Annotated in this window: 17 protein-coding genes; 11 read left to right on the top strand and 6 right to left on the bottom strand. The window is 42.5% G+C overall.

The window, feature by feature from the left end:
• Positions 1-113: 113 nt before the first annotated feature.
• The 4 genes from J2W55_RS05780 to J2W55_RS05795 are packed head-to-tail and all read right to left on the bottom strand — an operon-like array spanning position 114 to position 2,863.
• Positions 114-485, bottom strand: a complete 372-nt coding sequence (locus J2W55_RS05780) for a lamin tail domain-containing protein (protein ID WP_310092981.1) — start codon at positions 483-485, stop codon at positions 114-116.
• 28 nt (positions 486-513) lie between these two features.
• Complete coding sequence (locus tag J2W55_RS05785; RefSeq protein ID WP_310092983.1) at positions 514-1,842, bottom strand: ThiF family adenylyltransferase; 1,329 nt, start codon at positions 1,840-1,842, stop codon at positions 514-516.
• Positions 1,839-2,180 (bottom strand): hypothetical protein, encoded by a 342-nt coding sequence (locus J2W55_RS05790; RefSeq protein WP_310092986.1) that lies wholly within the window; start codon positions 2,178-2,180, stop codon positions 1,839-1,841. Before J2W55_RS05790 ends, J2W55_RS05785 begins: the two co-directional genes overlap by 4 nt.
• Positions 2,181-2,188: 8 nt before the next feature.
• Positions 2,189-2,863: a multiubiquitin domain-containing protein gene (locus tag J2W55_RS05795; protein ID WP_310092988.1), complete on the bottom strand. Its 675-nt coding sequence runs from the start codon at positions 2,861-2,863 to the stop codon at positions 2,189-2,191.
• A 157-nt stretch (positions 2,864-3,020) separates the two neighbouring features.
• On the opposite strand from J2W55_RS05795, the gene J2W55_RS05800 reads away from it, so the two are divergent.
• Both J2W55_RS05800 and J2W55_RS05805 read left to right on the top strand, forming a co-directional pair.
• Entirely contained in the window at positions 3,021-3,374 is a 354-nt protein-coding gene (locus J2W55_RS05800) for a helix-turn-helix domain-containing protein (protein WP_310092990.1), read from the top strand.
• A complete protein-coding gene (locus J2W55_RS05805) occupies positions 3,361-4,245 on the top strand; it encodes an ImmA/IrrE family metallo-endopeptidase (RefSeq protein WP_310092992.1) in 885 nt (294 codons plus the stop codon). The genes J2W55_RS05800 and J2W55_RS05805 overlap by 14 nt, the downstream gene beginning before the upstream one ends.
• Here the strand turns inward: J2W55_RS05805 and J2W55_RS05810 are convergent.
• Both J2W55_RS05810 and J2W55_RS05815 read right to left on the bottom strand, forming a co-directional pair.
• Positions 4,235-5,770: a tetratricopeptide repeat protein gene (locus J2W55_RS05810; protein WP_310092993.1), complete on the bottom strand. Its 1,536-nt coding sequence runs from the start codon at positions 5,768-5,770 to the stop codon at positions 4,235-4,237. The two genes, J2W55_RS05805 and J2W55_RS05810, sit on opposite strands and share 11 nt — an antisense overlap.
• The gene (locus J2W55_RS05815) at positions 5,770-6,837 is read right to left on the bottom strand and encodes a protein kinase domain-containing protein (protein WP_310092995.1); all 1,068 of its coding nucleotides are present in this window, start codon (positions 6,835-6,837) and stop codon (positions 5,770-5,772) included. The genes J2W55_RS05810 and J2W55_RS05815 overlap by 1 nt, the downstream gene beginning before the upstream one ends.
• Before the next feature lie 295 nt (positions 6,838-7,132).
• Here J2W55_RS05815 and J2W55_RS05820 point away from each other — a divergent pair, with 295 nt between their 5' ends.
• From J2W55_RS05820 to J2W55_RS05860, 9 genes are all read left to right on the top strand, one after another.
• On the top strand, positions 7,133-7,411 hold the full coding sequence (locus tag J2W55_RS05820; protein ID WP_310092998.1) for a helix-turn-helix domain-containing protein: 279 nt from the start codon (positions 7,133-7,135) through the stop codon (positions 7,409-7,411).
• A gap of 3 nt (positions 7,412-7,414) precedes the next feature.
• A complete protein-coding gene (locus tag J2W55_RS05825; RefSeq protein ID WP_310093001.1) occupies positions 7,415-7,696 on the top strand; it encodes a hypothetical protein in 282 nt (93 codons plus the stop codon).
• Between the two features lie 209 nt (positions 7,697-7,905).
• Positions 7,906-8,433, top strand: coding sequence for a BfmA/BtgA family mobilization protein (locus tag J2W55_RS05830; protein ID WP_310093003.1), 528 nt, complete (start codon positions 7,906-7,908; stop codon positions 8,431-8,433).
• 9 nt (positions 8,434-8,442) lie between these two features.
• Positions 8,443-9,381 (top strand): DUF5712 family protein, encoded by a 939-nt coding sequence (locus tag J2W55_RS05835; protein ID WP_310093008.1) that lies wholly within the window; start codon positions 8,443-8,445, stop codon positions 9,379-9,381.
• A gap of 9 nt (positions 9,382-9,390) precedes the next feature.
• Positions 9,391-11,475 (top strand): conjugal transfer protein MobC, encoded by a 2,085-nt coding sequence (mobC, locus tag J2W55_RS05840; RefSeq protein ID WP_310093010.1) that lies wholly within the window; start codon positions 9,391-9,393, stop codon positions 11,473-11,475.
• Positions 11,476-11,650: 175 nt separating this feature from the next.
• Complete coding sequence (locus J2W55_RS05845; RefSeq protein ID WP_310093012.1) at positions 11,651-12,304, top strand: RNA polymerase sigma factor; 654 nt, start codon at positions 11,651-11,653, stop codon at positions 12,302-12,304.
• Between the two features lie 48 nt (positions 12,305-12,352).
• Positions 12,353-13,570 (top strand): FecR domain-containing protein, encoded by a 1,218-nt coding sequence (locus J2W55_RS05850; RefSeq protein ID WP_310093014.1) that lies wholly within the window; start codon positions 12,353-12,355, stop codon positions 13,568-13,570.
• 200 nt (positions 13,571-13,770) lie between these two features.
• The gene (locus tag J2W55_RS05855; RefSeq protein ID WP_310093016.1) at positions 13,771-17,151 is read left to right on the top strand and encodes a SusC/RagA family TonB-linked outer membrane protein; all 3,381 of its coding nucleotides are present in this window, start codon (positions 13,771-13,773) and stop codon (positions 17,149-17,151) included.
• A 44-nt stretch (positions 17,152-17,195) separates the two neighbouring features.
• Entirely contained in the window at positions 17,196-18,674 is a 1,479-nt protein-coding gene (locus J2W55_RS05860; RefSeq protein ID WP_310093019.1) for a RagB/SusD family nutrient uptake outer membrane protein, read from the top strand.
• Positions 18,675-18,695 lie beyond the last annotated feature (21 nt).

Here is an 18,695-nt window from a genome sequence, read left to right on the forward strand (position 1 = left end):
ATAACCCCGTATGTAATTATATGCAAAAGCAACTGGATGCAGTTACATCCAGTTGCTTAATAGCTATGGTTGCTAAGCGTATCGGAAAGTGACTGATAAAGTCCATTTACGGATTATGCTACTGGAGGTACTTTTACGGAATTGACCAATTTATAACTGATCAGACTGGCCACGTCACCGCCGTTGTCATTCCATACGCAATCACCCGATCCCCAATATAAATGGTGCGTGGTAGTACCAGCCCTATTACTGTTCGAACTGTACGTGCCTTTTGCAGTATGGAGAAATATATAATCGCCATTTTTGATTTTGAGATTTGGGAAGACAAAAATATGCCTGAATTCATTCGATACTTTTCCATTCATGTCAAACGTTCTGTCCACAACAGCATAACCTGCGGTGTTTAAATCTTCCTCTGTTTTTAGGACAACATACTCCCCTTCAGGTTTGTTGGCATTGACTACATTAATAATTTTTAAGCTCATGATATTAATTGTTAAGTGATAGAATATTTTAAAGTTTAATAAATTTCGGGGGGCCTAATTGCTCTAATGTATAATGATCGCAATCAGGTTCAAGATACTCTAACCGGACGTGGTTACTAATTAAACCGCTGTTACCGTCGTATGCAAGATAGACGATGCGTTCCTGTTGGCCAGACCAGCCGGTTACCAGGTCGGTAAATATACCTACGGCAGATGAAGCCAGTAAACCGTTCGGCCAAACAACCTGTGGACGCCCTCCAACTTTACCATATTTCGCGGCTTCCATGGCCAATTTATCTTCATTGATAAAACCCAGGCAGCGCATACAGGATTGGCCGGGCATCGAGAGAATAACCTGACCTGAGATATGAAAACCTTGCTCGGTCTGGTGTACATCCATCCCGATATCAATTAAAGGTATTAGATACCTGCGGCATTCGGCTTCCAACTGTCCCCGATCTTCGTAGGTATCTACGCCGCCGAAAGCTACCTCACATTGCTGTAGTTTATCCGTGGCTTCCTGCCAACGAGCATTAACAATGGTGATTTCCGCCTTGGGGTTAATTGCGAGTATCAGCCTTCTCGCGATTTCGGTTTTAGAAAGTTTCCGCTTAATATCCGCGAAATGTGCGCCGATCAGCCGGTTGTGATTGCTGTCTTCTACTTTATCAAAATCAAAAAGTGTAAAATGTTTAATGCCAAGATGGGCAAGCTGCTGTACCAAATGGGAACCGCCGCCACCAAGTCCAACAACTCCAACTTTAATATGCTCGAAAATAGCCGTAGAACGTTCACCTAAAAATGACTGGCGCAGCAAAAGTTTATTTAAAGCGGCTTTCTTTTCGCTGGGGAACTGAATAACCATAGGGTAACGAACAGCGCTGATGATTTCGGGAATTACCAATTGTATCTCGCCTTTTACCTTAACCCAGGAAAAAAAAGAATCTTTACTCAAAATTAATACGCCATGTGGTTGGTCCGGGTCTATATTTGCAAGGCTATCTATTACCGGAGGCAAGCCAGCTATGTCGTCTCCGCTCGGCTTTGGTTGCCCCTTATGGTTATGCAAATGCACATGAAATGCGCTGCAACTTTGGTCCATTACCCGTTGCATTGCACTGCGGATAGCACGCGAGCCGATGCATGCGCCTACGCTATCATCTTTAATATAGTCATCGTCGTCAACTGGCTGATACCCGTTAAAAGTGATTAAACGGGTGTACTCATTAATTGTGGTGGTAACGCCAAAAATAAAACCAACTCGCTCGTATGCAAAATCATGCGGTCGTTTCAAATCTGTCATGATGCGCTGATAGAGACTACCAGGCAATCTTAGTTTAATTATATTTGTTTTCATGGGTGACGTAGGGCTTTTAAATGGATCATTAACATTTCTACCAGTTTTAATCCAGGTATGGTCTGCCACGATACTGCATACCAGTTACGCCCCAGCGCCCGGATATTTCCATTCCAGTTACGCTGCGGGCCACCTGTTATTTGGCTGGCGAAAAATAAGCGGGATGAATAGCCTTCTCTTGGACTAGGACATAGTAAAGCATCTGTAACAGCGGGCTGACAACCATCAGGCAGGATCAGGTTTTCAAGTAATAAATAATCATATCCCCCCTCGTTAGCCTGGCTAACGGAGGGGATAATCGCCTTTAGGGCATCAATTTGTTCTTCGGGGAATTTCATAGCGTTAATTAAGAAGAAGAACCATCCCTTACATGACTTACAAACTGCTCACCGCCCTTAATTTCCACACTCGCATCATCTTTTAAAGGCGTCAGTTTACCTGCGATAACCTGCTCCAACTCATAGGCCGAAGGTACGCCGCCGGTACTTTTCAAATTGGCTACGGTGTGTATGCCTGGTTTTACTTGGTACTCTACCTTATTGATGGTAATAACCACTTCCTTTGGTTCCTCCGGCTTCGAATAAAAATGTTCGATTCCCGGACGTGCCAGGTCGACTTTTTCTTCGTTTCCGATCTTCTCATCCTCCCATGGCTTTTTTATCGCCAGCCAAAGGTGGTCTTCTACAGAGATGCCCGCCAATTGTTTTACCTCAAGTCCCGTAATGAACTGTTCGTACCATTTGTAAATTTTCCCGTTGATGGTCAGTAAGAGTACGGGCCTAAAATAAAATTGCTCGATGCCTGGGCGGGCGAGGTCAACCTTATCATCATCTCCGATAAGTTCATCTTCCCAAGGCTTTTGAATAGCTAAGAAAGTTTCACTTTCAGCAGGCGCCTGGCCTAATTCGCGTACTTGTTTACCCAGGATGTACTGTTCTTTCCAATCGTGGGATTTACCCTCGATGATCAGTTTTAAAATGTTGGCATTTGAAAGGCCTGCCCCCTTGTTTGGTGTTTCCATTGTTAAATTAATTAAGTAACTGCCGCAAATATAAAGCTTTTGCTAAATATATCAAGCAATTGCTAAATAAATATTTGATATATTTAGCAATTGCTTGATAATTAGATTGATAAATTTAGCACTTGCTTATTAAATTTAGAGTTTATACATTTGTACTATGGCAACAGATAACAAAACATTAGGCGGATTATTGAAAGAGGCGCGGGAGTTACGTCGTCTTTCTTTAAGAGAAGTGGAAACACAGTCGGGTATATCTAACGCTTACTTAAGTCAGTTAGAAAATGACAAGATCAAAAAACCTTCTGCAAATACCCTTTATAAACTTTCAGGATTATTTAAAATTGATTTTGATGATCTGATGGTGACTGCCGGGATCGTCGAAAAGAAAGAAACGTCTACTGCAAAAAATGATTTTGCTTTTTCTTCAGAAAACCTGACAGATTACGAGCGCGAAGAACTGATCAAATATTTAAAATACTTAAGACACCAGCAAAAGGATGATAAGCCATGACAAAAAAGATGATATAGAACGCATTGTTTTAGATGCCTTATCAAAATCGAACTCGTTGGGTGTATTTCCGACCCCTGTCGACAGAATCATTAAATACGCCGATTTGCGCGTAAACTCGCACGTTGATCTAAGCATTATCCCAAACACATTTTTTGCAAAACAAGGCTTAATACTAAAGCGTGGGCTGGCAAAAATCCGAGGTGTTCTTGACCGTCGTGAGAAAACCATTTATCTTGACTTATCGGCACCTGCGACTAAAATCAAATTCGTAAAACTGCACGAAGCCGGGCATGAGCTTTTAGGGTGGCAGGGCAAACTTTTGAAATTTTTGGAGGATAATGACGAAACACTTGACCCGGACATCAATGAAGAATTCGAATCAGAGGCTAACTATTTTGCGTCGTCAGCTCTTTTTCAATTGCAGTTATTTACTGATAAAATGAAGGAATTTCCATTGGAACTGGCCACCTGCTTAGAATTGTCAAAGCTATTCGGCGGCTCATTTCATGCTGCTATTCGCCGTTACGTAGAAAATTCTCCAAAAAGATGCGCGTTGCTGATTTTGAATAAGGAGAAATCAGGGACATTTAGCCCCACTAAATTAACATTGAGAACATACATACAATCACCGGCATTTACCGATGAATGGGGTATGGTTGGTTGGGGAGAAGAATTTGATGATGATGCCCCCTTTGTACGGAACTTCTTAGAAAATAGACGTTTATTAAAAAGCCAGTTGGAAATCGATTGGCTGGGCGAAGTAATCAAATGTAATTACCATTATTTCCACAACGGACATAATGTTTTTGTATTTATGTTTCCACTGGGGGAATCCGTTAAGTCTCGCACCAACTTTGTGGTTAAATATTGATCGGCTTATCAATATCCAGTCGTTTGAACAGATTTTTCACGAGATCTTTCAAATAAACCACTTGAAGAGGTGCCAACTGCTTAACCAGCGCATCTAACTTTAACAAATGTTCTTCTTTTTTTTGCAGCTCCAGTTGGATTGATAGGTGATGAAAATCCGCAAACAATTGCAATTTTTTATCTTTTATTTTTCCGGCCAACTCACTTGCCTGACGATATAGCAATCCCCCTATTTCAGGCTGCCCAAGTTTATAATAAAGCAGGCCTCGCGTAGCCAGGTAGACAACCTTATACTGCTCACTCAAACCTTCCGCATTTATTTTATTCAAAACCTGTTGTGCATTAACTGTATCGTCTTTTTTTAGGTATGAAAAGGCCAGATTATTCAGTAAGGTAAAGTCGCCGGGAGTGGCTCGCAGCCCGTAATTACTAATCTTGATGGCTTCGTCATATTTTTCCAGCACGGAGGCTGCTATAAAAGATCCAAAAGCCGCCGGCTCTCTTGAAAACGGTTGGTCAATAAACCATTGTAATGTACTTGAATACGCCGGTCCCCAGGATTTGCTATAGAAAAATTGGTAAGCCTTTGCCTCAAAGATATTAGGTGTTCTGTCAAAAATGCCTTGGTTAACATCGAGATCAAGAATATGATTTTTTGCCCATACTGCCTGCGCAAGCGAATTATCATTAGGGCTGACCAGAGATTGGTTGAATAACCGCTTTGAGTTTTTTACACTTCCCGAATTTAATTCTACAGTCGCTATTGCGGAAAGCAATTCATTTAAATCGTAAGGAGAATGGTTTTTTGAAATAATTAACTCTGTGCCTCTTTTAATATTAAATGAGGCTTTATTATCTAAAGATGAAATGCCGATGTCGGCAGATAATAACCAGGGATCAAACTTAAAAGCAATATTACTTTTTAAGATATGCTTTGCTTTTTTATAGTCCCCAGTGTGAGTAAAAAAACGTGATGCAACCCGGCTAATGTATCGATTATCGGGCGATAACTGCGTAGCCACCAATATGCAACGTTCTGCCGCATGTTCTTTACCAATGATCAAAAACAAACGCCCAAGTTCAATCCAACTGATAGAATTAAAAGGGTTATGGTTAAGGCATTGGCGCAAGCTATTTATTTTATTGCCAATGATTTGGTCAAATTGATCCAGGTCAAGCAGTTGAATAAAAGAATCGTCATGTTCCGTAGGAAACAAAAGTCGTTCCGATACATCTTTCAAAGGCTTAGTTGCATTGATGTTAAACCGCAGAAAGGAGGCCGCTTCAGCCGAATAAACTTGGTCTTCCAGGATAATGGACGAGTTAAGCAATTCTACAGCATTCTTAACGGATTTGGTTGCCTCCCAGTCACGAATTTTACCGGTATGAAAGTTTGGGCTTAATGGTTCCTGAAGAGGTTTAGTATTGCCAATCGGGCTTAACTCTTTAGATTGTAAAGTCTGCTTGAAGTCCCGCCAACGCGGTATGACGTTCCTATTCTTTTCGTTATGCACCCAACCGGCCATCAGTTCATTCTTAGTTTAAGCGCGTTCATTTCCTGCTTTTTCAATAGACGGTCAAATATCGTGTTATAACGTTCTAAACTGATCGTTTTATTTTTACCGAATATCGTTTTAGGATGCCCTCGTTTATTCGGATCGGGGTCGCATAACTGATATAGTAAGTTACCTAATTCTTCGCCCAATTCTTTATCATCCACATTGCTTTTAAAAAAATCGATAGATTGCTCCAAAGCAACATAAAGATAAGGAAGAACCTCACGATATGTTTGCGTCCAGTTACTCCAATTGTGTTCAGGGGCAATATAAATTTTCATAATTGCAGTCATGTTCAATTGGGTATAGAGAAAAGTGATCATGCTACCCAATTGAAATGCGTCACTGGCAATTCTTCTAAAAACCCAGTCTTGTGAAACGGCTTTATAATGAACTTCTGGCGCTGCATAAGCGGGATCTCCTGCAAAGGGCATTAGGCCGTAAGGTGTAGCTTCGCCACGCAAATCTGCCCTGCCAAGATCACCAAGTTTATGCGGTCCGTCAGTAATTCTTAAAATATTAGACGGTTTTACATCCTGGTGCGCTATACCGTTATTGTGTAACTGATATAAAGCAACACATACACTATGCAATATTTTCAAATTTAATATGTGGTCGATCTTTTTACTGAAATCCAATTGATGATAGATATCACCAACAGCTAACTCCATGATAAAATAAGGAACAGGTATAATTGAACCGTCTTCAGCAGGAACCGTACCGGCTTCAATCAGGTTGATGATTCTGTTAAGACGTTTGTTTTTACACAGTTCAAGTATATTCTGCTCAAATTGAAAAAAACCTGTTAATTGCCCCATTCTTTGTAGAGGATTTGATGATTTCAGTGCCATCGAAAAATCCAGTGCCTTTAAAAATGCCTTTTCGCCAGTTTCGGTATTGATTACATTATACGAATAGGAAAAATTCCCACCCGTGCCTTCAGGATGCTTGGTAATAAGATCGATAACCTTCCAATTGTTATCTAATTGTTTGCCAGCCAAAAGCATAGCAGGGTTTAAGTATGCTACAGTACTCATTTTAATTAATTAGGAATTCGCATCAATAGTGACGAAACATAAATATCGGGAAATTAGTGAACATGACACAGGATAGTTTTACACAACAGTATTTATTTACTAACAATTTTAGTATGTAGTAATGTTTGAATACACAAAATCTTAAATTTATGTACCTCAACTATTGTAAATACGTATCGAGCGAGTTTAAATAACCATTTATATGAGGGGTATCCCCCAATATCCCTCATATAAAATCCAAACCTTATTTCATTTGCATCATAAAGACAGGCCAGCCCTGAAATACAAATGAATTATGACCACATTAGATTTAATTACCAAACAAGACCTGGAACAGTTCAAGACCGAACTGTTCGCCGAACTAAAAAAACTCGGCATCAGCCCTGCTTCTGAACAAAAGGAAAAAAAATGGCTGAAAAGCGTTGAAGTCCGCAAATTGCTGCAAATATCCGCAGGCACACTCCAAAATCTGCGCATCAACGGCAGTATCGCCTATACCAAAGTCGGCAGCCTGCTTTACTACAAGCAGGATGATATTATCAAACTGCTCGAAGAAAACACCATAAAGAACTAAGCGATGAAATTAGCACAGCAGGCAGACCGGTTTCTGCAAAAGGCGAGTGATGATAAGCGTTTGTTACCGTCCCATATCAGCCTGTTTATGGCCATGTTCTATTACAGCCCGGACAAACCCGGCGATCACTTCCAGGTCAGCCGTAAAAAGCTGATGCGGTTTTCGCGCATCAAATCGGTGGCGACCTATCATAAATGTATCCGTGAACTCGTAGCCTACGGCTACATTGACTACCAGCCGAGTTACGATCCCTACAGGGCGAGCAGCGTGGCGCTGCTCAATTAGCATACGGGCGAAGCCGATATGCGGTTAAGAGCGTCCGATTTTTCGGAGAAAAATTGGAGCAAGCGGGTGTTGGGCAGAGCCCTACACTGCTTGCCGTTTGCGCTGCAAACGGGATTTGATGTATACTCCGGGTATACATCGGGGCCGCAGGACTACCGTCAAGCCGGAAAATAGTATACAGTACGGTATACAATACGAAGGAGAAAGACATGAAAGAACCGAAAGACTTAAACGTAAAAACGATCCGGTTCCCGGTAACCATTGATGAAAAACTCTGCAAGCTCGTCAAGAAATTCAGCCGCGGCAAATTGCAATTGTTCGGGCAGATGGTGGAATATTTTCATAAAACCGGCAAAGACCCGGCGGATATTAATGACGAAGTGTTAAAGAACACGCTGGTAAAAAACCACGATACCTATATCCGTTTTATCAGGGCGCAGGAAGAAAAAATGCTCATCCCCGTTAAGACCGAGGTTGACCGTATGGTGGCCTCGCAAGTCAAAATCATTGACAGTTTTAACAGCCAGGTGCTCAAAGCCAACAGGGATCTATTAGCAGGGCAAAGAGAAACTGACCGCTTGTTAAAACTAATCGCCGAAAAACTGGACGACAAGGAAAGCCTCAAACTTAAATTTCTCTATATCCTGAATTATTACAGCAAGGCGAGCCAGAATGCAGCACCAAGAGACAAGGAAGCTTTTTTACAGGAAGCCCGGCAACATGTTTCCAAACTTTAATTAACGATCATGTATATCAATATCACCGACAGCGAAACCGCGGATAACAAGAGCAGCAGCAGCGGGCTGGTGCATTATCTTGATAAGGAAAACCGGACAGACAAAGAAAGAGCGCCGGAGTTATGGTTTAACGGGGAACGCAGCAATATACAATCCTATGAAACGATGCAGGCGATAGATAACAATATGGCCAAGCTGATGAAAACCGACGCCAAATTCTTTCTGATCAATATCAGCCCAAGCCAAAAAGAGATCGCATTCCTAAAAGAAAAGTATGGCGAGCAAGGGGCTAAAGAGCAGCTCAAAGCTTATGCTAAAAAGGTCATGGATGAATACGCCATGAATTTTAAGCGGCCAGGTATCAATAGCAATAAAGACCTGCTTTGGTTTGGCAAACTGGAAAACCACCGTTATTACAGCCACAAAGACCCGGAGGTTAAACAAGGACTTAAAAAACGCGGCGAACGTAAACCGGGCGAACAAATGCACATTCAGGTGATCGTCAGCCGAAAGGACATCACCAATAAGATCAAACTCAGCCCGATGAATAAATCGCGGGGAAAAAACGAAGCGCACTCCCAAAAGCTGGGCCAATTCGACCGCTCTGCTTTTAAACAGTCCGGCGAAACGGTGTTTGACCGGTATTTCAATTTTGACCGGGGATTTACCGAGACTTTCCGCTATGCGAATGAGCAAAAGAACGGCACGCTTGAACAAAGAATAGCGTTGCACGCCGAAAAGCGAAGCCGGGAAACCGCGCAGCAATTAAGGCCCGCGGCAAAGCAGCAACGCCAGCCTCAAAAAATTAACCGCCAGGTAAGCACCCCGGCTAATCAGCTGAAATTTGCATTAACCAAAGCCGGGCCTGATGTTGCGCCGGGCATTCAGCGAAAGAAAAAGAAACGCAGAAATAACCAACAGGAACAAGACCAGGGATTAAACTTATAACAGACTATTATGCAAACGGGAGAAGATATACAGGGCTTGCGGAAGATCATGGATTTTACCCGGCTTATCAGCATTTTTATATTAGCAGTACATTTTTACATCGCGTGCTACCAGGCGTTCGCCGCATGGCATTGGACGGCGGGAATTACCGACCGGCTGGTTGGCAATATTGCCAGGATAAAATTATTCGACAATTTCTGGAAGCCCAAGCTGGCCGCCTTGTTGTGTCTGGCCATTTCCTTAGTGGGTGTTAAAGGCCGGAAAGATGAAAAGATCAACTACCGAAGCATTGTAGCTTACCTGTTCACCGGCTTGCTGGTTTATTTTATCAGCGTATTAAGTTTTTATTTGCCCCTTAGCTTGCCGGTTATCGCCATTGTTTATATGATGTTGACCGGAACCGGGTACCTGCTTATCCTGACCGGCGGAGCCTGGTTAACACGTTTACTGAAAGATAAATTATCCAAAGATGTTTTCAATACGGAAAATGAAACCTTTCCGCAGCAGGAACAATTGCTGGAAAATGAGTACTCGGTCAACCTACCCGCGCGCTACCGGCTCAAAGGGCAGACCCGTAACTCCTGGATCAATTTTATCAACCCCTTCCGGGGCATATTGGTGGCCGGTACGCCAGGCGCGGGGAAGTCTTATTTTGTGATCCGGCATATTATTGACCAGCACCTGAAAAAAGGTTTTTCGATGTTTTTATATGACTTTAAATATGACGACCTATCTAAGATCGCCTATAATAAGTTATTGCAGTACCGGGGCAACTATGTCGTCAAACCAAATTTTTATGTCATCAACTTTGACGACCTGAACCATACACACCGTTGTAACCCCTTAGAACCCGAAGCCATGAACGATATAACGGATGCGACCGAGGCCAGCCGCACCATCATGTTAGGGCTGAACCGGGAGTGGATCAAAAAACAAGGCGAGTTTTTTGTCGAAAGCCCGATCAACTTTTTGACCGCCGTTTTGTGGTACTTGCGTAAATACGGCAACGGTAAGTACTGTACGCTGCCCCATGTGATCGAACTGATGCAGGCGGATTACGAGCAGCTTTTTTCGGTGTTACAGGAAGAAGAAGAAGTCCGGGTACTTATAAACCCCTTTATCTTAGCCTATAACAATAATGCTAAAGCCCAATTGGAGGGCCAGATAGCCTCGGCTAAGATCGGGCTGGCGCGTTTGGCCTCACCCCAATTATATTATGTATTGTCAGGTAATGATTTTACGCTTGATGTCAATAACCCGGATGCACCTAAAGTGATCTGTATGGGCAACAACCCGCAGAAGCTGCAAATTTATGGTGCGGTATTATCCTTGTATATATCCCGCATGATCAAGCTGGTCAATCAAAAAGGAAAATTGAAAAGCAGCTTGGTTTTCGATGAGTTCCCGACCATCTTCTTTAATAATATGGATAGCCTGATCGCCACGGCCCGCAGTAATAAGGTAGCGACGACGGTAGCGGTACAGGACTTCAGCCAGTTGCGTAAGGATTACGGTACGGAGCAGGCTGATGTGATTACCGGCATCGTGGGTAATATCATTAGCGGACAGGTCACAGGTGATACGGCAAAAACGTTGGCGGATAATTTCGGCAAGATCGTGCAGGATAAAAACAGCATGACGATCAACAGCAGTGATACATCAACCACCAAAGCCACCCAACTGGATTATGCGATACCGGCCAGCAAGATCGCGGCCTTATCATCCGGCGAGTTCGTAGGTATGGTGGCCGATAACCCGGAACAAAAGATACAGTTAAAAGTATTTCACAGCGAGATACAGAACGATCATGAGGCCATTGCTAAAGAGGAAGCAGCTTATAAAGCTATTCCCTTAATTGATTATGTTTCTCCGGAGGATGTCGAAGAAAACTATAAGAAGATCAAAGCGGAGATACGCCAGCTTGTTGCGGAAGAAATGGAAAAGATCGATGCCCGTAAGCCAAAAGAGGAAAAGCAGGAAAAATCAGCAAACGAACCGACCGGGCAAGGTGATATCCCGCAAAATAAACCCAATGAACCGAAAACCGAACAGCAGGCGATTAATCCGGGTGATGGTCAGGAAATTGCCTTTTAACCATATACCATGAATTTTCTACATTATTTAAGATGAATCAGCGGATAAACGTAACGCAATCGCAATGATGACTTGCTACAATTTGATCGGTTAAATAAATAATTGGGAATGGAATAGCACATTTAGACCCGTCTTAACATCAACTTCATACCTGTTTTTTTTCTTTGCTTTTATTTTGAGTATCTTCGTAGAACGCGGGTTTATAATGATGAAAGGCAAAGACTTTACAAAAGAATGGACTGACTTCACCCTACACGGGGATGAGCAGGCTTTCTTTGCCCTTTACACGCACTATTTTCATTATTTAAACTATGTCGGTCTAAAGAAGAATTTTGCTGCCGCCAAAGTAAAGGACACGATCAATGACGTGTTTTTATACTTTTGGGAAGGCCGGGACAATTTAGCCCACATTACCCATTTTCATAATTACATCGTCACTGCCTTTCTGCGTAAATTATACAAAAAGGAAAAGGTGAGTATGGAAGATGCGATGGACATAAAAGACTATCAGGAGTTTATCGTTTCACCATCCGTAGAAGACCTGCACATTAACCGTAATTCAGTATCGAATGCAAACACGGTACTGCAAGAATACGTAGACCAATTACCAGCTAAACAACGCCTGCTGATCTACCAGAAATTTTATCTCGGGCTTTCCTACCAGGAAATTGCCGACGTCAACAGCATTTCGATCAACACCGTTTATAACACGATCTATAAAGCGGTGGATAAGCTGAAAACAATGATCGGAAAAGAGCAATTAGCCGTGCTTTCCTTAGCTATTACCCTCGGAACTTTATTAGCTTTTATTTTTTTTCAAAACCGATAGTGAAAAAGTAAACCTTGCTGCTCTATTTGTCAAAATAACAAATAGCACATGCAAGACGACGACTTTGGCCGCCTGGTAAATGATGAAAGTTTTCTTAACTACTGCTTTCGCAGAAATGCGGAAGATACTGCTTATTGGGAAAATTGGCTGAGAGAAAATCCGGGATCTGTTGATCAAATCGCTGAAATAAAAAAAATTGTAGTCCTGTTGGCACAGCAAACTGCCGAAGGCGAACTTGAAGACCAAATGCGGCTATTGTCCGAGCGGATGAAGCAGCAAGAAGACCTGTCTCTGCCTACACGTAAATTATTTCCTTTCCGTTGGGTTGCAGCTGCATCTGTTTTGATTATGCTATCGGCTGGGCTTTATTTCTATATCAAAGGGCCAGTACCGCAGGACGATGTGGTGATATTAAAGGCCAGTGATATCAAAGCCGGTAGTAATAATGCGATCCTCACCTTAGCTAACGGTTCACAGATTAACTTGAATAATGCCGCCAATGGCATAATTGCAAAACAATCAGGTATAAATGTCACTAAGACCGCTAACGGACAGGTAATTTATCAGGTAATACCAACAGTTTCTACAGCTTCTGGCGACGCAGCAATTACCTATAACACGATCACCACCCCGATTGGCAACCAGTACCGGGTTGATCTGCCCGATGGTACTAAGGTTTGGCTAAACGCAGCTTCTTCATTAAGATATCCGGTCAGCTTCAAGGGCAGTGAACGTCTGGTTGAATTAACGGGCGAAGGTTATTTTGAAGTAGCCCATAATGCCGCCATGCCTTTCAGGGTTAAAACATCCAAACAAGAGATTGAAGTTTTGGGCACCCATTTTAATATTAACGCCTATACTGATGAGCCGGATACCAAAACGACTTTATTGGAGGGCAGTGTAAAAGTTTCATTGAACGCTGGAACGAATGCAGTGCGTTTGGTTCCAGGACAACAAGCTTTGTTAAAGGATGATCGGTTAAATGTCCGTAAGATCAACGCCGAACAAGCCGTAGCCTGGAAGGAAGGACTTTTCGAGTTTGACCATACGGATTTACATGCGTTGATGCGCCAGGTAAGCCGCTGGTATAACGTGCAGGTCGTTTACGAAGGCAATATAAAAGAATTGGAATCTTTTGGTGAAGTTGAACGAAAATATAGCCTGGATCAGGTATTAAAGGTTTTGGAATTGGGCGGCTTGCATTTCCGTGTGGAGGCTTCTAATAACGGAACCGGGCAAAAAAGACTAATTGTTACACCTAATTAATGTTTGGATTAAACCTATCAAAGAAAGGATTAGATGGATAAATCAGATACTTAAAACATAAAAAAGGTGCTCAAAAAAAGAGCCGGTAAGTGGTGGTACACTTATCCGGCTAAAGTTTGAGCCAACCTATTCCGGCGGTAACCGGAACTGAAGTAAATTTTTTAGCGATTTAACGACATTAACTCAAACCGTACAAAAGTATGAATTTAAACTTATGTGCTCAAACCGGACAGAAACGCTGGTTCGTGCCATTCAAATATTTAGTGGTGATGAAACTAATAGTGCTCCTGATAACCATCGCCTGCCTGCAAGTCTCCGCGCGGACACTTGCACAAAACATTTCTTTGTCCGAAAAGAATGTTCCCCTGACTGATGTATTTAACAGTATCAAAAAACAAAGCAACTACAAGTTTTTTTGGACAGGCAGCGATCTTTCAGGTTTTACGGTATCCGTGGCTGTAAAGAATGCGAACATTAAAGACGTTATGGATAAAGTGTTGACAGGCCTGCCTTTAACCTATTCCATTACGGAAAATACCATAGTTATTCAAAAAAAAGAAACCTCCTTCCTTGACAACCTCAAAACCAAAACCAATTTAGCGGGGCCAGGTGTTAATGGTATTGTTAAGGATGAAACCGGTAAGATCATGCCGGGCGTAACGGTTAAGGTAAAAGGTACGGAACAAGCTGCAACCGCAACTAATAACGATGGTATTTTTCAAATCACTGTCCCCAACGACGAAGCCGTCATTGTATTTTCCTACATCGGTTATGAAACCCAGGAACTCCGGTTCAAGGATATTATTCAAGGCGCTGTTATAACGATGAAAGCCAGCGAGACTAACCTCCATGAAGTCGTAGTGAGTAAAGGTTACTACAACGAACGCCAGGCTTTATTAACCGGTAACGTATCCAAGATAAGCGCCAAAGCCATCGAACAACAACCCGTCGCCAACCCCTTAGCCGCGCTGGAAGGCCAGGTTCCCGGTTTATTTATCACCCAATCTACGGGCAATCCAGGCGGCGGCTTTAAAATACAGATCCGGGGGCAAAGCAGTTTGATCAACGGAACTGATCCTTTTATTGTGATCGATGGTGTTCCTTACAATTCCAAAATAACTGGATATGATGGTCCGAATTCACAAGGAACACTTTCTGGCTCTAATTTAGCTGGCGGCAGTCCGCTAAATTTTATCAATCCTTACGATATTGAAAGTATCGAAATTTTAAAAGACGCGGACGCAACTTCCATTTACGGCAGCCGGGCGGCTAACGGCGCCATGCTGATCACTACTAAAAAAGGCAAGGCGGGAGCAACCCGTGTATCATTTAACGTCAATTCCGGCTTGACCACACCCAGTAGAGATATCACATTGATGAATACCCAGCAATACCTGCAGGTGCGTCATGAAGCGTTTAAAAATGACGGCATTACGACTATCCCAGCTAATGCCTATGATCTGAGGTTGTGGGATACAACCCGGTACACCAACTGGTCAAAAGTATTTTTACAGAACCGTGCGGTTTATACCGATGCCAATGCGTCTATATCAGGTGGTAATACCAATACGCAATACCTGGTTGGGGCCGGTTACAACCGGCAAACTACAGGTACCCCCGAACTCGTTCCTAATGCCGGTGCGGACCAGAAAGGATCAGTCCATTTTAATTTGAACACCCAAACGCCAGATCAAAAGTTTAAATTATCATTAACAGCCGGATATATATCCGATTTAAATACGGTTAATGGTCAGACAGACCTAAGCTTCTATAGATTTACAACAGCACCAGATGCACCGCCTTTATATAATCCCGACGGCAGTCTGAACTGGATGCCGCCCGTCCAGGGAGCAAGGGGTAGCTGGACTAATCCATTAGCCGGACAATACGGGAAATATAAAAGTAATACTTCGAACTTAACTAGTAGTGCGACGATATCATACACATTAATGCCAGGGCTGGATGTGAAAGCAAATTTGGGTTACACCAACATGCAATTGGATGAAGTTTCGACCCTCCCTACTACAATTAATGACCCCGGCCGAAATATTACGACAGGAACCTCCTATTTTGGCGAAACGAATACGCATACCTGGATTGTTGAGCCCCAGGCGAATTATACCCGGAAAATAGGTAAAGGTATTTTATCGGCGCTTGTTGGCGCAAGTTTTAATGAACAAAATGCGTCAAACCAAAAGCTTGCAGGAGCCGGATTCATCAACGATGGGCTATTGGAGAATATACAATCAGCTGGCAGCATCACCCCTCAATCCTATTCATCACAATATAAATACAATGCACTGCGTGCTCGTTTGAATTACACCTATGAAGACAAATATATATTGAATTTAACGGCGAATCGTGATGGCAGCAGCCGCTTCGGGCCCGGTAAACAATTTGGTAATTTTTGGTCAGCAGGTGGTGCCTGGATATTTTCAGAGGAGAAGTTTATTAAAAACAATTTATCATTCTTGAGTTTTGGAAAATTGAGAGGCTCTTATGGTACGACGGGTAATGACCAGATTACGGACTATAGGTTCCTTGACTTGTATAATTCTATTCCCTCTTATACTGCAACTAGCCCTAGCTCGGGATTGCGGCCTCAAAATTTATTCAATCCTGATCTTGCCTGGGAGATCGATAAAAAGTTGGAAGGTGGAATCGAACTCGGGTTTTTAAATGACCGGATTTCATTTTCTGCGAGTATCTTCCGCAATCGGTCCGGAAACCAATTAGTTACCAGCCCGGTTTCGGCTGTAACAGGCTTTAAGTCCATACCGGCAAATTTGCCTGCGGTAGTGCAAAATACCGGGCAGGAATTTGAATTGCGTACAATGAATATTAAAACCAGGGATTTTAGCTGGTCTACCTCTGCTAACCTGACAATTCCAAAAAATAAGCTTTTATCCTTTCCGGGGCTTGCCCAATCAGTTTATGCCAGTAAATATGTTGTTGGCCAACCGATAACTATCCTTAAGGTTTACCATGAATTGGGTGTCAATCCGCAGACGGGAATCTATGAATTTCAAGCGGCGAACGGTACTGTAACCTCAACGCCGAACTCAACTACCGACATGAATGCGATTGTGAATACCGCACCAAAATTTTATGGCGGTTTTTCCAATACTTTCAGCTACAAAGGATTCAGTTTGGATATTATGTTCCAATTTGTAAAGCAAACGGGCCCTAATTTTTTTAATGCATTCAATAATAATCTCGGAGCACAAAATGTTAACTTTCCAATTTCCTTTTATAATGATCATTGGGAACAGCCAGGTGATGTTGCAAAATATCAAATGTCTACCCAGAAATCAGGCGCTGTATCGACTGCCGCATCTAATGCGCGATCAAGTGATTTCGCATATTCTGATGCATCTTATATCCGTTTGAAGAATCTGGCGCTATCATGGCAAATACCTGGTACCTGGAAAGAAAGACTGCATCTGCAAAGCTGCCGAATCTTTTTAAACGCCCAGAATGTGCTAACAATCACAAACTATAATGGTATAGATCCCGAAACGCAGGGGTTGGGCTCTCCTCCTAAAAAGGTATGGGTAACAGGTATTCAAATGACTTTTTAAATAAGGGCAGGTTAAAACTAAATCATCAATAAAATTAACAGATCATGATCAAGCATATAAAACAAAACAGGTGCAGAATTATTCTAACAACCGGGATAATCTTACAGCTTATCACATTCGCAAGTTGCAAGAAATTTGTCGAAGTTGACCCGCCGGTAAATGCTATCACTTCAACGACGGCTTATGCAAGTAATACAAGCGCGGCAGCCGTTATGTCAGGAGTTTATTTTGCAATGATGAACAGTGGCAGCGGTATTTCTGATGGTAGTGGAAGCCTCTCAGAATTAGAGGGTTGCGCGGCTGATGAACTAACTAATTATTTAACGGGCTTTCCCGTTTGGGAGCCTTTTTATCAAAACGTATTAACGAGCAGTGCTTCCGATCCTTCAGGGGCTTTCTGGACTGAAATATACAACCAAATTCATGTTGTCAATACGGTAATTGAAGGTGTAGCAAAATCATCAGGAATAACGCCAGCAATGAAACGCCAGTTAGACGGCGAAGCTAAATTTATCCGGGCTTTTTATCATTTTTACGGAGCTAATATTTATGGGGACATTCCCATAGTAACAACAACGGACTATCAAACCAATAATGTTATTAAACGTTCCCCCAGGGCCCAGGTTTACCAGCAAATTATACAGGACCTGAAAGATGCCCAATCAGAATTAAGTAAAGATTTTGTCGATGCCGGTGGAAATCCGACAACAGAAAGAATTCGTCCAAACAGGGGTGCGGCACAAGCGTTATTGGCAAGGGTTTATTTGTACGATGCTGATCTAAATAACAATGTCATTGGTTTTGCGAATGCAAAGGCAGAAGCGGATTCTGTAATCAGCAATACGACCTATAGCCTGTTGACTGACCTTAACACTGTTTTTCTTAAAAATAGCGGGGAAGCTATATGGCAACTATCTCCCGACCCCTCGAGTGGTCTTAACACAGCGGATGCCACTTATTTTATACTCACAGGCCCACCATCGACTGTGGCATTATCCAATAATGTCGTAAATGCCTTTGAAATCAACGACAAGCGGTTTAGCAATTGGGTTGGCGTATACCAGCAAGGTGCGACCACAACTTATTACTACCCTTATAAATATAAAGTTTATAATTACGGTGATCCTATCAGTGAGTATACCATGGTATTCCGTTTGGCTGAGCAGTATTTGATCCGGGCTGAAGCAGAAGCCAATGGTGCAGGGCAGGGTCTAAACGCCGCGATCGCAGATATGAATGTGATCCGCACACGAGCAGGATTGCCAAATTATTCCGGTTCTATAGATAAAACAGCTGTCTTAGAGGCGATCCTACACGAAAGACAGGTTGAATTATTCACGGAATGGGGGCATCGCTGGTTCGACCTGATTAGGACTGGAAATATCAACTCCGTTATGGGAAGTCCGGGCAATGTTTGCCAAAGCAAGGGTGGTACCTGGGCAGCTTACAAAGCTTTTGCCCCTATACCATTGTCGGAAATTCAAGTTAACTCCAATCTTACTCAGAATCTGGGTTATAAATAACTAATAAAACTATTTCTTCTC

The organism is Mucilaginibacter pocheonensis (genome assembly GCF_031456535.1).
GTDB lineage: Bacteria > Bacteroidota > Bacteroidia > Sphingobacteriales > Sphingobacteriaceae > Mucilaginibacter > Mucilaginibacter pocheonensis.

What these genes read in the sequence shown, in the direction of transcription:
- J2W55_RS05820 (WP_310092998.1), top strand. Translation starts at nt 7,133, where the DNA reads ATGACCACATTAGATTTAATTACCAAACAAGACCTGGAACAGTTCAAG.
- J2W55_RS05835 (WP_310093008.1), top strand. Translation starts at nt 8,443, where the DNA reads ATGTATATCAATATCACCGACAGCGAAACCGCGGATAACAAGAGCAGC.
- J2W55_RS05800 (WP_310092990.1), top strand. Translation starts at nt 3,021, where the DNA reads ATGGCAACAGATAACAAAACATTAGGCGGATTATTGAAAGAGGCGCGG.
- J2W55_RS05810 (WP_310092993.1), bottom strand. Translation starts at nt 5,770, where the DNA reads ATGGCCGGTTGGGTGCATAACGAAAAGAATAGGAACGTCATACCGCGT.
- J2W55_RS05785 (WP_310092983.1), bottom strand. Translation starts at nt 1,842, where the DNA reads ATGAAAACAAATATAATTAAACTAAGATTGCCTGGTAGTCTCTATCAG.
- J2W55_RS05795 (WP_310092988.1), bottom strand. Translation starts at nt 2,863, where the DNA reads ATGGAAACACCAAACAAGGGGGCAGGCCTTTCAAATGCCAACATTTTA.
- J2W55_RS05850 (WP_310093014.1), top strand. Translation starts at nt 12,353, where the DNA reads ATGCAAGACGACGACTTTGGCCGCCTGGTAAATGATGAAAGTTTTCTT.
- J2W55_RS05855 (WP_310093016.1), top strand. Translation starts at nt 13,771, where the DNA reads ATGAATTTAAACTTATGTGCTCAAACCGGACAGAAACGCTGGTTCGTG.
- J2W55_RS05830 (WP_310093003.1), top strand. Translation starts at nt 7,906, where the DNA reads ATGAAAGAACCGAAAGACTTAAACGTAAAAACGATCCGGTTCCCGGTA.
- J2W55_RS05815 (WP_310092995.1), bottom strand. Translation starts at nt 6,837, where the DNA reads ATGAGTACTGTAGCATACTTAAACCCTGCTATGCTTTTGGCTGGCAAA.
- J2W55_RS05860 (WP_310093019.1), top strand. Translation starts at nt 17,196, where the DNA reads ATGATCAAGCATATAAAACAAAACAGGTGCAGAATTATTCTAACAACC.
- J2W55_RS05780 (WP_310092981.1), bottom strand. Translation starts at nt 485, where the DNA reads ATGAGCTTAAAAATTATTAATGTAGTCAATGCCAACAAACCTGAAGGG.
- J2W55_RS05825 (WP_310093001.1), top strand. Translation starts at nt 7,415, where the DNA reads ATGAAATTAGCACAGCAGGCAGACCGGTTTCTGCAAAAGGCGAGTGAT.
- J2W55_RS05805 (WP_310092992.1), top strand. Translation starts at nt 3,361, where the DNA reads ATGATAAGCCATGACAAAAAAGATGATATAGAACGCATTGTTTTAGAT.
- mobC (WP_310093010.1), top strand. Translation starts at nt 9,391, where the DNA reads ATGCAAACGGGAGAAGATATACAGGGCTTGCGGAAGATCATGGATTTT.
- J2W55_RS05790 (WP_310092986.1), bottom strand. Translation starts at nt 2,180, where the DNA reads ATGAAATTCCCCGAAGAACAAATTGATGCCCTAAAGGCGATTATCCCC.